The organism is Arthrobacter echini, from assembly GCF_004803505.1.
GTDB classification, from domain to species: domain Bacteria; phylum Actinomycetota; class Actinomycetes; order Actinomycetales; family Micrococcaceae; genus Arthrobacter_D; species Arthrobacter_D echini.
Genome location: NZ_SSWH01000001.1, coordinates 257,316 through 271,009, shown reverse-complemented (window position 1 = coordinate 271,009; position 13,694 = coordinate 257,316). Strand labels below are relative to the sequence as shown.

At 67.1% G+C, this 13,694-nt stretch carries 15 protein-coding genes; 5 read left to right on the top strand and 10 right to left on the bottom strand.

Annotation, left to right across the window (positions count from 1 at the left end):
* Nucleotides 1-82: 82 nt before the first annotated feature.
* Nucleotides 83-673 carry a PDDEXK nuclease domain-containing protein gene (locus E8P82_RS01335; protein ID WP_342773205.1) on the bottom strand — a complete coding sequence of 197 codons (591 nt, stop codon included), beginning with the start codon at nt 671-673 and terminating at the stop codon, nt 83-85.
* A 1,261-nt stretch (nt 674-1,934) separates the two neighbouring features.
* Between E8P82_RS01335 and E8P82_RS01330 the strand changes: the two genes are divergently transcribed.
* On the top strand, nt 1,935-2,714 hold the full coding sequence (locus E8P82_RS01330; RefSeq protein ID WP_136452683.1) for an SDR family NAD(P)-dependent oxidoreductase: 780 nt from the start codon (nt 1,935-1,937) through the stop codon (nt 2,712-2,714).
* A 15-nt stretch (nt 2,715-2,729) separates the two neighbouring features.
* Here E8P82_RS01330 and E8P82_RS01325 read toward each other — a convergent pair whose 3' ends face one another.
* The 3 genes from E8P82_RS01325 to E8P82_RS01315 all read right to left on the bottom strand — a co-directional run bounded on the left by E8P82_RS01325 (nt 2,730) and on the right by E8P82_RS01315 (nt 5,246).
* Nucleotides 2,730-2,990 (bottom strand): hypothetical protein, encoded by a 261-nt coding sequence (locus tag E8P82_RS01325; RefSeq protein ID WP_136452682.1) that lies wholly within the window; start codon nt 2,988-2,990, stop codon nt 2,730-2,732.
* An 85-nt stretch (nt 2,991-3,075) separates the two neighbouring features.
* Nucleotides 3,076-4,392, bottom strand: a complete 1,317-nt coding sequence (locus tag E8P82_RS01320; RefSeq protein ID WP_136452681.1) for an alpha-amylase family glycosyl hydrolase — start codon at nt 4,390-4,392, stop codon at nt 3,076-3,078.
* Between the two features lie 38 nt (nt 4,393-4,430).
* Complete coding sequence (locus E8P82_RS01315; RefSeq protein WP_136452680.1) at nt 4,431-5,246, bottom strand: hypothetical protein; 816 nt, start codon at nt 5,244-5,246, stop codon at nt 4,431-4,433.
* A 216-nt stretch (nt 5,247-5,462) separates the two neighbouring features.
* On the opposite strand from E8P82_RS01315, the gene E8P82_RS01310 reads away from it, so the two are divergent.
* Together E8P82_RS01310 and E8P82_RS01305 are read left to right on the top strand one after the other, a co-directional pair.
* Nucleotides 5,463-6,476: an alpha/beta fold hydrolase gene (locus E8P82_RS01310; RefSeq protein WP_136452679.1), complete on the top strand. Its 1,014-nt coding sequence runs from the start codon at nt 5,463-5,465 to the stop codon at nt 6,474-6,476.
* Between the two features lie 51 nt (nt 6,477-6,527).
* Nucleotides 6,528-6,890 (top strand): cupin domain-containing protein, encoded by a 363-nt coding sequence (locus E8P82_RS01305; RefSeq protein WP_136452678.1) that lies wholly within the window; start codon nt 6,528-6,530, stop codon nt 6,888-6,890.
* A gap of 87 nt (nt 6,891-6,977) precedes the next feature.
* On the opposite strand, the gene E8P82_RS01300 is transcribed toward E8P82_RS01305, so the two are convergent.
* Together E8P82_RS01300 and E8P82_RS01295 are read right to left on the bottom strand one after the other, a co-directional pair.
* Nucleotides 6,978-7,694: a hypothetical protein gene (locus E8P82_RS01300; RefSeq protein ID WP_136452677.1), complete on the bottom strand. Its 717-nt coding sequence runs from the start codon at nt 7,692-7,694 to the stop codon at nt 6,978-6,980.
* Nucleotides 7,695-7,793: 99 nt separating this feature from the next.
* The gene (locus E8P82_RS01295) at nt 7,794-9,077 is read right to left on the bottom strand and encodes an alpha-hydroxy acid oxidase (RefSeq protein WP_136452676.1); all 1,284 of its coding nucleotides are present in this window, start codon (nt 9,075-9,077) and stop codon (nt 7,794-7,796) included.
* 225 nt (nt 9,078-9,302) lie between these two features.
* Here E8P82_RS01295 and E8P82_RS01290 point away from each other — a divergent pair, with 225 nt between their 5' ends.
* On the top strand, nt 9,303-9,824 hold the full coding sequence (locus E8P82_RS01290; protein WP_136452675.1) for a mycothiol transferase: 522 nt from the start codon (nt 9,303-9,305) through the stop codon (nt 9,822-9,824).
* A 45-nt stretch (nt 9,825-9,869) separates the two neighbouring features.
* Here the strand turns inward: E8P82_RS01290 and E8P82_RS01285 are convergent, their stop codons facing one another.
* The 3 genes from E8P82_RS01285 to E8P82_RS01275 form a co-directional block, all read right to left on the bottom strand.
* Nucleotides 9,870-10,733, bottom strand: coding sequence for a DUF1684 domain-containing protein (locus E8P82_RS01285; RefSeq protein ID WP_136452674.1), 864 nt, complete (start codon nt 10,731-10,733; stop codon nt 9,870-9,872).
* A 4-nt stretch (nt 10,734-10,737) separates the two neighbouring features.
* Nucleotides 10,738-11,166 (bottom strand): DUF4190 domain-containing protein, encoded by a 429-nt coding sequence (locus E8P82_RS01280; RefSeq protein WP_136452673.1) that lies wholly within the window; start codon nt 11,164-11,166, stop codon nt 10,738-10,740.
* 150 nt (nt 11,167-11,316) lie between these two features.
* Nucleotides 11,317-12,108, bottom strand: a complete 792-nt coding sequence (locus E8P82_RS01275) for a phosphatase PAP2 family protein (protein WP_136452672.1) — start codon at nt 12,106-12,108, stop codon at nt 11,317-11,319.
* Between the two features lie 84 nt (nt 12,109-12,192).
* On the opposite strand from E8P82_RS01275, the gene E8P82_RS01270 reads away from it, so the two are divergent.
* Nucleotides 12,193-12,855 (top strand): pyridoxine/pyridoxamine 5'-phosphate oxidase, encoded by a 663-nt coding sequence (locus E8P82_RS01270; protein WP_136452671.1) that lies wholly within the window; start codon nt 12,193-12,195, stop codon nt 12,853-12,855.
* Nucleotides 12,856-12,867: 12 nt separating this feature from the next.
* On the opposite strand, the gene E8P82_RS01265 is transcribed toward E8P82_RS01270, so the two are convergent.
* Entirely contained in the window at nt 12,868-13,644 is a 777-nt protein-coding gene (locus tag E8P82_RS01265) for a sulfite exporter TauE/SafE family protein (RefSeq protein ID WP_281275759.1), read from the bottom strand.
* Nucleotides 13,645-13,694: the final 50 nt, after the last annotated feature.

Here is a 13,694-nt window from a genome sequence, read left to right as displayed (position 1 = left end):
CTATATTGGCCAATAGTTCGGCTAATGTATAGCCGAACTTCAGGCCGATGGTCATCGTTATATCACTATGAGGTTGACGAACCTACTCCCCGATGTCGTTTGAACCGATCTGGTCGAAGGCGGCGGTGAGCTCGTCGGCTGCCGGCAGGGCTTGTCGTTCCGCTGCCGGGAGGTTCTCGTACGTGTAGGTCGAGACGGCCATCGGTGAGTCTGATCCTCCAAGGGCGTAGCGGACGGTGTGGTCGTTCTCGGCGCCGCAGATGAGGATCCCGATGGTGTCGGCGTGGGTCTCACGTCGGAGCTTGTCGTCGACCAGGGCGACGTAGAAGGTGAGCTTTCCGACGTACTCGGGCTGGAACGTACCGGTCTTGAGCTCGATCGCGATGTAGCGCAATTGCTCGACATGGAAGAACGACAGGTCGATGTAGAAATCGTCGCCCTCGACGTCGAAGTGCACCTGTCGGCCCACGAACGCGAACCCAGGGCCAAGCTCGCGCAAGGTATCGACGATGCGGTCCATGAGGGCCTGCTCGAGGTCTCGCTCGGCGACATCTCCAGATAGTCCGAGGAACTCGAAGGCGTAGGGATCTTTGGCGCTCTGCTGAGCCAGCCCCGACTCGGGCGAGGGCAGACTGCGTGTGAAGTTCGACGGCGCGGTCCCGGTGCGCTCCATGGACTTGTTTATCAACACGTTCCGGGACCACCCGTACTTTACGGCTGCAGCGGCATACCAGCGCGGGTTTTGCTGTCATCGAGCTTGTCCAACAGGGTGATGACATGACCCCACGGCAATTGTCCAACAGGCTGCTGGACAATTGCGTCCTGTACAGCTCGATCAGCTGCGCGTTGACCGTTCGCTGGACCCGGTGACGGGCTTCGCGCACCCGGTCCTTCAACGCCTGCAAGGTCGTCCCGCAGTCATCAGCCAGGGCGATCCTGGAGGTCGTCATCTCCTCATCTTCTCGGCACGGCATCCAGCCACGGCGCTTGTGCAAGTACCAGAGCTAGTCGGTTAGAGGGGTCTACCGCTGCTGCGGTGGTGGCGCGGTGTCGGGCCAGGACACGCTCGACCACGGCCATGTCTTTCTCCTCCTTGGTGGCCGGGGTCTCGGGTCCGATGGAGTCCACGATCCGCGCTTCGCGCTGCTGCGGTTCCGGGAGCTGGTCGCTGGAGGCGGCACGTCGGGGGAGGAACCGGTCCTGACCCGCTGGTTGGCGGCCTGCTCCCGCGCGATACGTTCCCTGCTCGCGGCCTCATCGGCCCGCTGCCGGGTCTGCTGCGCGCTGATCGATGCCTTTTCCGTGAGGGCACTGTGCTCGTGCAGGGCGCTCGCACGGGCGACCAGTAGTTGGGCGACGGGTCCTGCCGGTACTGCTTCGGGACCACGGCGGTTTCGTGGGCGCCGATGTTGTACTTGTTCCGGTACGCCTCGGTCTCCGTCGCGACCCGATACCACTCGGCGGCCTTGCCTGTCCTCGCCGGTACCGGCCCGAGCTTACCGGCAAGGTGCACGCGCAGGCGGTCGAGTTCGGCCCGGTACGACGCCGCCCTCTACAGCATGCACTCCTTCGCGGCGGACTGGAACGAGTCGGAACCAATCGTCCAGACACCGTCTGGACGATTGAGCTGAGGCCAAAACCTCGCTTTCTTGAACGAAGCTGAGATCATGATCTGCGCATCTGGTGAGCATCGCGTGCCACCCAACATGCCGGATCAGTGGCCGTCCTTGAATACGAAATTCTGATCACCCTTTGTCCAACCGCCTCTTGGACGATTGCGTCCTGGTCCCCATCAGCGTGCATCGCGGCGGGCACACTGACTTCTCCAGGGATTGCACCGACCAGACGACTACCGCTATGGTCCACACCACGTGCCCCGCCGGACTGACGAGGGCGTAGTGAGCAGGATTTCATCGACTCCCAGGGAGATGCACATGCGTGGACTGAAGGACAAAGTGGTTCTGGTGACCGGCGGGGGCCACGGCCAGGACCAGTCAGGTTCGAGCCTGGGCCAGGTGATGTGCACCGAGCTCGCCAAGGAGGGCTCGAAGATCATCGTCGCCGACCTCACCCAGGAACGCGCTGATGCCACTGCCGAAGAGGTCAGGGCTGCAGGAGGAGAGGCAGTCGGGATCGCCGTCGACGTCGTCGACGAAGACTCCGTCAAGGCGATGGTCGATACCGCGCTCGAGGCATTCGGCCGTATCGATGTCCTGATCAACAACGCGGGTATCTTCGGCGCCTACCTCCCGCTGCTCGAGATCGAGACGAGCCAGTGGGAGAAGATCATGGACGTCGACCTCAAGGGCGTCTTCCTCGTGACGAAGGGAGTTCTGCCGTCGATGCTCGAACGCGGTGCGGGCGTGGTCATCAATGTCTCCTCGGCCTCCGGCGTGGTCGCCAGTGAGGTCGGCGCCGAGTACACGACGGCGAAGCATGGTGTGATCGGCCTGACCAAGCAGATCTCCTACGACTACGGCCACCAGGGCATCCGCGCCGTCGGTATAGGCCCGGGTGTCATCAAGACCGCGGCATTCGAGGGCGCGGAGATCACGCCCGACTTCCCGTTCTACGATCTCACCATGCAGGCGCCGGCCGGCCGCTACGGGGAGCCCATGGAGATTGCACGCGCCGTGTGCTTCCTCGCCAGCGACGACGCCTCCTTCATCCACGGGCACACGATTCCCGTTGACGGCGGTTCGCCTACCCGCTGAACGAGGGCGGGCCGTTCACTCCTCGGCGGACTTCCTGGTCCACCGCTTCGTCGCCAGCAGGCGACCGACCGGCCCGAGCCACGAGAGCACCACCAGCAGGGTGAACGTACTGCTGAGCGAGGAACCGATACTCGTGGCCGGGAACAGCTGATGGACGCCCACCAGGATCACCGCCACGAGCAGCACCTTCTTGACGCCGCTGAGGACATCCAGCGGGATCGGGCGCGGCCAGGGCGTGAAAGTACCCGGGTCCGTGCCCGGCTCGTCCTGGCTCATGAGTCCCCTCCGCGTTCGGTGTCCGTCCATTATCCTCTTGACGCCCCGGCGGTCGAGTATCGCGGGGCACAGTTGACGCCGGTTCTCAGTCCAGGACGGCCCAGCCCTTCGGCGGCAGTACGACGACGCCGCCGTCGAGCGATGCGTGCCCGCCCAGCAGCGAGGAGGCACCTCCGGCGTCGACGCGCTGCTCACTGTCGGAGAGGTTGAGCGCCACCACGAGCGAACCACTGCCAGCGCCCGCCCGGTAGGAGAGGACCTCGTTGGAGAGCTGCAGGATCTCCGTCGTCGCCCGGTGCAGCCAGGCATGGCGACGCCGGAGTCCGATGAGCTCCTGATGCACCGCGAAGACGGGCTGCCCGATTGCGGAGAGGTCGCCCGGTGACGCCGGGAACAACGGCCGGACGTCGTCGTCGCCCCCTGCCCTGTCCTCCTTGATGCCGCGGTACCCCTGCTCGTCCCCGTAGTACACGGACGGTGTGCCGCCGACCGTGAAGAGGATGACGAGCGCGAGCGGCAGCAGTGCGGCGTCGTCGAGCCTGCTGCTGATGCGCGTGACGTCGTGGTTGCCGACGAAGGTCAGCGGCGCGAAGGAGGCCAGGAGCGCGGTGTGCCGCTCGAGGGCGGCTGCAAGCTCGAAGAAGTTCGCGTCGTTGAGCGAACTCCAGATGGCCTTCCACAGCTCGTACTGGGTAGCGGAGTCGAGCCCACCGGCCGTGACCTCGGCCGCGTAGTCGCCGTGGATGTACTCGCCGACGAAGTAGGCGTCCGGGTGCGCCGCCCGCACGCGCGACGTCACGCCGGCCCAGAAGGTGGACGGGACGGCGTACGCCGCATCGAGCCGCCAGCCGTCGGCGCCGCGGTCCAGCCAGAACTGCATGACCTCGACGACGAAGTCGGCCACGGCGGGCTCCGCGTGGTTCAGCGCCACGAGGTGGTGGTGGCCCTCGAAGTCGCGGTACCCGGGCTCGACGCCGGGTGCGGCGCCGTCGGGCCAGTCGAGCGTGAACCATGTCGCCGTGTCTGCGCCGGGTCCCTCGGTGAGCACCTGCTGGAAGGGCCCGAAGGAGCGCCCCACGTGGTTGAAGACGCCGTCGAGCAGGATCCGCAGTCCGCGCCGGTGCGCCTCGGCGACCAGCGTGTCGAGATCCTCGAGTGTGCCGAGTCTCGGGTCGATGGCGAAGTAGTCGGTGGTGTCGTAGCCGTGCGTCTCGGCGGCGAAGACGGGGCCGAGCGCGATCCCCGAGGCCCCGAGTTCGACGGCGTAGTCGAGCCACGGCACGAGGTCCAGCAGGCGGTGCGGTGCGGCGGGTTCCGTGGTCGTCGTCTTCTCCGCTCCCACGAAGCCCAGCGGATAGACCTGCCACCAGATGGCGTGCTGGATCCAGTCCGGTTCGTTCATTGTGTTGCCCTCCGTCGTTCCCTGTCCCTCGGTCACTCCTACCGGGCTGCTGCGAGCGTGGCGTCGATCAGGTCCTCGAGTTCGCCCTGGGAGCCTTCCGGCACCGAACCGAGACCCGTCCTGACTGCCGTCACCGCGAGATCGCCGCTGACGCCGAGGACGGTCATGGTCTGCTGCTGCGCACCCTCCACCGACTGCGAGGTGAGGGTGCCGAAGCTCCTGTCCGCCTCCGTCGTCGTCTCGAGTCGCTGGACCTCCTGATCGATGGTGATGCCCTGTGCCTCGATGCTGAAGGACGAGCAGGCATCCAGGGCGTCGGACGAGGCCTGGATGCGATCCTCGGTGAACGCCTTATCCGACGAGGAGGCGACCGAGATGATGGTCTGGATGGCATCGCCATCGGCGTCCACCACTCCGGCGGCATAGCCTGCGCCCTCGGGGGATTCCAGGGAGTTCTCCACGAACACGTTGCATTCCTCGGGCGTGATCTCGACGGAGCTGAGGAATTCGCGGGCAAGACCCATGCTCTGCTCGAGCTCGTCCGTGGGAAGAACCTGCACTGCCGAGCCCTCGGGCAGTTGCACCGTCTCGAGGATGGCAGTGAGCTCGGCGGAGGAGTAGGTGCCCGCGCCGTCGCCCTGGGTCGGGGCGGCAGTCGCCGATGCCGTGTCAGTCGCAGGGGAGGCGCTCGTGGCGTCAGCTGCCGGCTCACTATTCGCGGCATCAGCTGCGGGCGCGGTGCTCGCGCCGGCTGGTGCCGGCTCCGTCGACGTGTCGTCCCCGGAGGAGGAGCAGGCGCTCAGGGCGAGGAGGACCGCAAGGGCGAGTCCCACGAGGGGCGTTGAGCGTGGCATAAGGCTCCTTCGACGGTTGCCGGGCATGAGGCCCACTTCGGCAAGGCTACAACCAGTGCGCTGCGTCAGGAGCGCGTCCCACACCGAAGTGGATACATCATCCGCAGGCGCTGCACCGACGTCCGAGACCCTGTGATGTGGGTTCGTTCGGGAGCGCTGCTGGGTGCATGGCGGGCCCGATTGGAGCTTTCGTGGGGTCCAGCATGAGAATGGGGCGTGGCTACTTTGGGGGGATCGGACAGCGGCCCGGACATCACGGTGCAGAGAATCCACCGGAACGACCTGTGGGCTCGCGCCACATCCGTCGGAGACCCGGGCGAACGGGCCTTCGTCCTGGTCCCGGGCATCGGGGTGTCCTCGCACTACTTCGAGCAGCTCGCACCCCACCTCCGGCAGTTCGGTCCCGTCTACGCACTCGATCTCCCGGGCTTCGGCGGCGTCCCGCACGCGCGCAAGGCTCTCTCGATCAGGGAGTTCGCGGAGCTCGTCAGCGCCGCCATCGACGAGCTCGGTCTCGACGACCCGATCGTCGTCGGTCACTCCATGGGTGCGCAGATCTGCGCGGAGCTCGCGGCCATCCGCCCGGGGCTGTCGAGCCTCGTCCTCATCAGCCCCGTCATCGACGCGTCCGCACGCTCCGTGCCGGTCCAGGCCCTGCGTTTCGTCCACTCGAGCCTGCACGAGCCGTTCCGCGTCACGTTCCTCGCCGTCGTCGCGTATCTGACGTGCGGGTTCGACTGGTTCTTCAAGATCCTTCCGCAGATGATGACGTACCCGATCGAGCGCGCTGCGCCACAGGTCACGACGTCGACGCTCATCATCCGCGGCGAGCTCGACGCCGTCTGTCCCCGCCCGTGGGTGGCAGCCCTGGGTGAACTGTTCAGCGACTCCGCCGTCGTCGAGATCGAGGGAGCAGCTCACTCGGTGATGCACGCGCATGCCCGCGAGGTGGCTGCCCTCTGCGTCCGGCACACCACCGGCCATCTCGCCGACCACCACGCGGTGTCGTACGGCGCCGGCGCTGACCGGGCGGATGGTGGGGGGATCGCCGTCGTGCCCGAACTGCCCAGGGAACACTCCTCGCTCGGGCTGGGCGGCGTCATCCGCGCTCTTGCGACCGAGTTCCACGGTATCGCCGTCGAGTTCAAGGGCAACAAGACCGACGACGACCACCTCGTCGAACAGGGCCGTGAGCAGCAGGCCGAGGCTCGCGGCAGGGGCAGGTCGTAGCGGGATCCGCCTGGGTTCTTCTCCCCGGTGAGGTGCGGTCATGATGGAGGGATGGAACCTGATGTCCGCAACGTGTCCGCCGCCCTCGACCTGATCTCGGAGCACTGGCAACCCCATCGGCTCACGAGTGTCAACGACTACGACGTCAAGGTGGTGAAGCTGCAGGGCGAGTTCGTCTGGCACACCCACCCGGACACCGATGAACTCTTCATGGTACGCAGCGGCCACCTGACCATCCAGCTCCGCGACCGGGACGTGGAGCTGGGGCCGGACGACGTCTTCGTGGTTCCCGCCGGCGTCGAGCACTGCCCGCGCGCGGACGAGGAGGTCTCTGCGCTCCTGTTCGAGCCCAAGGGGACGATCAACACGGGCGACGCCGGCGGAGACCGGACGGCAGCCCTGCAGGAACTCTGACCGCCGGTTGAAACCGCAGATACGACCGGTCCGGACGGATGTGTGCGGTCATATCTGTGGTTTCAACGGGAAGTACTCCGATGCATCTCATTCTTCGTCGATCCGCTGCGTGGCCTGCTGGGCGAGGCGGAGTATGGCGTCGCTCATGGCACGGTCGGCCGGTTCGTCGGTCGACAGCGTCACGACAGTCGCAACGGTGCCGTTGACCGCGGCGATCGTCACATAACGCGTTGTAGAACCGTCCTGGGTCACCGTGTAGTGGTAGCGCTGCGCATGCGGTGCCACCGGAGGTGAATCGCGCAGGGTGTAGGAGAAGTTCTGCGTGATCCCGCTGAATGAAAAGGCGAAGTCCTGACAGAGTGCGTCTACCTCGACGTCGGACGGAATGAGGTACTCGACGAGCTCCTCCTCGGGAGCCGTGTAGATCCAGACCTCCAGGCGATACTCGCCGTCATTGAGATTGCTCCGGCCCCACACCCCTTCGAGGGATTCCGGCGGCGGTGTGAACTCCTGCGGGGGAGCGCACTCGGTCGGCGAATACGTGGGCTCGACCGGTGGCGGCGTCGATCCGGCCTCGAGGAGGGCCCGGGTCCGGCTCTCCGGCTCGATGTAGAGCGGCCTGCCCTCCAGATCGGTCAGGGACGCGAGTCTGTTCTCGAGGCGATCGGTCGGCTCGGCGGCGGCCGACGTCGATGCACCGGGCGTGGGTACTGACTCGTCCGAGTCGGGCGCGCCGCCGGTACAGGAGACGGCCGCAAGACTCATCAGGACCACGACCATGACGTGCAGCGCTTTTGTCCCCATGGCTCATCCAACCACGGACGCATGGGTCGAGATCGCAGATATGACCGGCTCGGAGGGGCGCACGCGGTCATATGTGCAGTCTCGACGGAGCCGAGAGCGCTACTGCATCAGTCCCGCGTGCTCGACGTCGGCCGCCGCCCCTCCGAGCAGGTGGACGTGGTCCGGGGTCAGGTCCCCGATCCGGTCCACGCCGAGCAGCTGCATGGTGCGTGCGGTCTGCGTTGCCAGGATCTCGATGGTGCGATCGACGCCCCTGCGACCACCGGCCATGAGGCCGTAGAGATACGCGCGGCCGATCAGGGTGAAGTCCGCGCCGAGGGCGATGGCTGCGACGATGTCCCCGCCGCTCATGATCCCCGTGTCGAGGATGATCTCCGTCCTGCCCTTGAGCTCGGCGGCGACACGGGGCAGCAGGTGCAGGGGGATCGGGGCGCGGTCCAGCTGGCGGCCCCCGTGGTTGGACAGGATGATGCCGTCGGCTCCGTGGTCCACGGCCTTCTTCGCGTCGTCGAGCGTCTGGATCCCCTTGACCACGAGATTGCCCTTCCACACCTCGCGTAGCCAGTCGAGGTCCTCGAAGGTGAGGGTGGGGTCGAACATCGAGTTGATGAGATCGGCCACGGTGCCCGAATAGCGCGAGAGCGAGGCGAAGGAGAGCGGCTCGTGGGTGAGGAAGTTGAACCACCAGCCGGGCCGGTAGGAGGCATCGATCACGGTCTTCAGGGTCAGGGCGGGCGGGATGGTCATGCCGTTGCGGACGTCGCGGAGGCGGGCCCCGGCGACGGCGGTGTCCACCGTGACCATCAGGGTGTCGTTCCCCGCGGCGGCGGCGCGACGGATCAACTCCATGGAGCGCTCCCGATCCGTCCAGAGATACAGCTGGAACCAGTTGCGCCCGCCAGGTGCTGCCTGTGCCACGTCCTCGATGGACGCGGTGCCCATGGTGGAGAGCGTGTACGGGATGCCCGCGGCCTCGGCCGCCTGCGATCCGGCGTACTCGCCCTCCGACTGCATCATGCGGGTGAACCCGGTGGGCGCGATCCCGAAGGGCAACGCCGAGGTCTGCCCGAGGACCGCGGCGGTGGTGCTGACGGTCTCCACATTGCGGAGGATCCCGGGACGGAACTCCAGCTCGAGGAAGGCCTCACGGGCGCGGGCCAGGGAGATCTCGGCCTCGGCCGCGCCGTCGGTGTAGTCGAACGGTGCGGTGGGAGTGCGTCGTTTGGCCATGTCGCGCAGATCCCAGATGGTGTTGGCCTGCTTCAGCCGGGCCGCTGTTCCGAACTCGGGCTTCCTGAACTGCATGAGGGGCGCAAGGTCGGCGACGCTCGGGATCCGACGTCGAAGGGCCGGTGGGAGGGATGTACGGGAAGGGATCTGCATGAGGGTTCCTGTGCTCGTCGTCGGGCATCGGGTGCGGCCGCTCGGTCGAGGATGACCGGAGAAGTCGCGTCTGGTCGGAAAACAGATCCTACGTTCTGGTTGCGACTCCGCGCTGGCTACACTGCATGGAGCGACCGGACGACCGGCCGCGGACCCGACACCAGTGGAGCTGACAGTGAAACAGCCTGAGCACGTCGTACCCACCCCTGTCCAGGAGGGACGGCCATGAAGCCGATCGATGTCCTGAACGAAGGATACGGACGCCTGCCCGATCTGATGCGCAGCGCGGTCAAGGATCTGGACGCCGACCAGCTGTCGGTGCGTCCGGGTGGCGTCGGCAACTCCGTGGCATGGCTCATCTGGCATCTGACCCGCATCGCGGATGCTCATTTCTCCGAGGCCTTCGGGCACCCCGAACTCTGGCGCGCCGATGGCTACGCCGAACGCTGGGGACTGTCCATCGACCCAAGGGACACCGGCTGGGGGCACACGTCTGAGCAGGTCGATCAGGTGAAGGTCAGTTCAGGAGAGCAACTGCTCGAGTACTTCGGAGCAGTTCACGAGCTGGTCATGAACCTCATCGCCGGGCTGCAGGACGAGGATCTGCATCGAGTGGTGGACGTCCGGTGGGATCCACCGGTGACACTGCTGGTACGGCTCGTGAGCGTCCTCGAGGATGCCGAACAGCATGTGGGTCAGGCCGCCTACGCCCGGGGGATCATCCTCGCCGCTGGCTCGTCGGACTGAGGAGTCACCGGACTGAGGAGTCACCGGGCTGAGCACGGCCGGACCTCAGCGGGCCGGTCCGATGCCGGTCGGCTGCCGCTCTCCTGCCTCGATCGGTGCGTCCACGGTATTCGAGCTCACGGGCATCGGGCACGTACCGAAGGGCGTGAAGGCACTGGGGTAGTTGATGGCCCTGTTGAAATCCAGGACCACTGCGCCGTCCGGTGCGGGAGGCGGCGTCGTGAGCCTGCGCCACAGCGCGGTGGTGCTGCCGTTGGTGGCGTCGTGGAACGTGATGGAGAGTGAGCCGGTGTCGTCCCGGGCGGCCCTCAGCCGCACCTCGCGCGGTCCCTCCGGGAGGGACGGGAGGGCGAAGACGACGTCGCCCACGCCGGTGTGGCGCGCCTGTACCGCCGGGTGGGCCGTCCTGATGGGTTCGACGAGCGGGGCGGGGTATGGCTCGAAGCGTCCCTCCAGCACGAGATCGGGCCGGTAGCCGAAGACCGGTACTCCGGTGAACCCGGTGAGGGTCGGGGACTCGGCATCCCGGGTACGAATGGCATACCGACCCGCGCGGCGCGCCAGTTCGACGACGATCCGGTCTCCGTCCTTCCCTCCGTGGGAGACCCAGAAGAGCGATTCCTCGTCGTCGAGCACCGCGGTGACGGTACCCGCGACGCGCCGACCGGTGCGCAGTTCGGTCAGCCCGTCGTCCGTGGAAGCCGTGAGGCATGCCCGATCACCTGTGGCGGACCACAGCCCGGGAACGATCTCCATAGCGGCGCAGGTCTCGTCGAGCCACTGGAGGGAGGTGAGCGTCAGCCAGCCGTGCGGTTCCCTGAGGCTCGCGGTGCGTGCTGCGCGGAACTGCTGCCAGAGTTCCTCCGCTACGCCGGTATCGGTGCTCTTGGTCTTCGATCGATGGGACACCGGTTCACCCGCTGTAGCTGGCCGTTGCCCCGAGTCCCGCTACCGCGACGATGACGAACAGCAGGATCGCGAGAACCCCCAGCCCGTACAGGATCGTCAGGATCCAGCCGAGGATCTTCCCGGCCGTCGCCGGCACACCGAGCCGTTCGGCCTTCCCGGCCTGCCAGATGGCGAGCGGTCCGAGGATGAGGCCTGCCACGAAGAACCCCACGATGCCGAGGATGAGGGAGAGCTGGGCTGCCTTCTCCCCCTCCATCCGCTGATAGGCGGGCTGATACATCCCGGGGTCGGAGTAGCCGGGCTGATACGGCTGCTGGTACGACTGCCCATGGGGCTGGTAGGCCGAGCCCGTGCCCTGCAGGCTGTATGCGCCGCCGTCGTACGGGTTCTCGTGCTTGCCGGGGGGCTGGTTCTGATAGGGGTCCTGGGACATCTGGTCCTCCTGGTCGGCTGCTGTTCGGGTGCACCGGAGCACCTGATCCTGCACCTCATCATGCCGCGTTGGCTCCTGCAGTGCATCCTGCAGCGCTGGAATGGTCGAGCCGAAACACTGCGGGAAGAGCCACAGAGCCCGGCTATTCGGCTATCCGGGAGTAGCGTCCTCCGCCGAGCCGGAGCTCTGGAAGGTCAGGAAGAGCCGGTGAACTGTGACGACGACGGCGAGCCAGGCGGTCCCGAGCGTCCACGCCACCAGCACATCGGTGAACCAGTGGTGGCCCAGGTAAACGCGGCTCAGCCCCATGGTGACGGCGAAGACGACAGCGAGCGCTACCGTCAGGACCCTGGTGCGCGCGCGGTGCTGGCGCAGCACGAGCAGGTACGCCACGATCCCGGCGATGACCAGCGCATTGAGGGAGTGCCCGCTGGGGAACGACGGCGAGGTCTCGTAGGGAGGCACGGCGAATTCCAGCGGTGGTCGGAGCCTGCCGATGGCGTCCTTGCCCGCGACGGTCATCAGCAGGGAGCCGAAGCCGGCGGCCGGGATCAGGATGACCGGGGTCCACGAGCGGCGATGCAGCGCGAGCAGCACCATGATGACAACGGCGATGATCGGCATGCCCACCGGCCCGCCGATGGTGGTGTACCAGGTCACGGCGGTATCGAGCCAGTCCTGACGCAGCGACACCGCGAGATCGAGCATGGGGCGGTCGAGGACCGCGACGTCGTCGGACTCCACCACGGCCTCGTACACCTCGGCCGACGCCGCCGCCAGAAGGGCCGCGATTCCGCCTCCGATCCCGATGATGAGCAGCAGTGCGGCGTAGGGGCCGATCCAGCGGGCGAGGGGCTCCAGGCGCCGGACGAGGAAACGCCCCACAGGCGTCACCCAGCTGGTCAGATTCCGCTGTCCTACATGATCGTCGTCGGTTGGCATCCACCGACTCTATGCGGGTCGACCCGCAGTCACGCCCCGTACTTTCCACGCTCACGACGCGAGCCCGCGGGTTACGCTGACGCCATGCATGAAGCAGAGCGGATCCGCGACGTCGTCCAGGGTGTTCCCGTCTTCCCCGACGAGATGCCGTCCTTCGACCCCGGGACGGCACCTGATGCGCCGGTGGAGCTCTTCCTCGCGTGGCTGACGCAGGCCGTGGCCGACGGGATCGCGGCCCCGCACGCGCTCACCCTCTCGACGGTCGACGACGACGGCATGCCGGATGCGCGCGTGGTGATCCTCAAGGAGGTCGGCCCTACCGGATGGCAGGTCGCCTCGAGCAGTGACAGCCCGAAGGGACGTCAGCTGCAGGCGCATCCCGCTGCTGCGCTGACGTTCTTCTGGCCCGCGGCCGGCCGCCAGGTACGGGTCCGTGGCCCCGTGTCGGTGGGCAGTACCGAGGAGAACGACGCCGATTTCCAGCGTCGGCATCCCGTGGCCCGTGCCCTGGTGCTCGCCGGCGGGCAGAGCGAGGTGATGGCCGACCGCGATGAGCTCGACGCTGCCGTCGAGGAGCAGGTGCACCGCCTCGAGGCCGCCGACGGCCTGGCGTCGACCACGTGGACGGTCTTCACGGTGGCTCCGCGGACGGTGGAGTTCTGGCAGGCCGACCAGCAGCGACTGCACACCCGGCTGCTGTACACCCGCTTTGGCGCCGGGTGGCGCCGGCAGTTGCTCCGGCCCTGAGGAGCCGACGGGTCAGCTGAAGAAGACGATCCGGATCAGGGCGATCGTGCCGATGACGAGGATGGTGACCCGCAGCGCCGTGGGTGAGAGCCTGCGGCCCACCCTCGCTCCCGCGAGGCCGCCGAGGGTCGCACCGACGGCGATGAGCAGCACCACGGTCCAGTCGATGAAGTCCCAGGCGAACACCATGAACGTGAGGGCGGCGACGCCGTTCACCACCGTGGTGAGCACATTCTTGATCGCGTTGATCCGCTGCAGGCTCTCCAGCGTGACCATGCTCATCAGACCGACGATCAGGATGCCCTGCGCTGCGCCGAAGTAGCCCCCGTAGACGCCGAGGAGTCCGATCCCCACGAGCAGGAGCAGGGCCCGACGCCGGGACGGTGCCGCGTCCGGCGCTGCCTGTCCGGCTTTGGCGGCCGCACTCCGCTGCACATGGGGCGCTATCGCGACCATCACCAGGCCCAGGACGATCAGGGCGGGGACTATCGCCTGGAAGGCCTCCGGGGGCAGCACCAGCAGCAGCAGGGCGCCCGCGAGACCGCCGAGGACCGAGAGCGGCAGAAGCCGCAGGAGGAGCCGCTTGTTCGCCGCGATCTCGCGGCGGTACCCCCAGGACCCCGACAGGCCGCCGCCGACGATCCCGATGCTGTTGGAGATGTTCGCGACGATCGGCGAGTAGCCGAAGAGCAGCAGGGTGGGGAAGGTCACCAGCGTGCCGGAACCGACGACGACGTTGATCATGCCCGCCCAGAACGCGGCGGCGAGGATCACTGCAGTTTCGAGCACGCGTCGAGCATCCTTTCCGACCGGAGCTACGGTTCCGATGGGACGTGCGG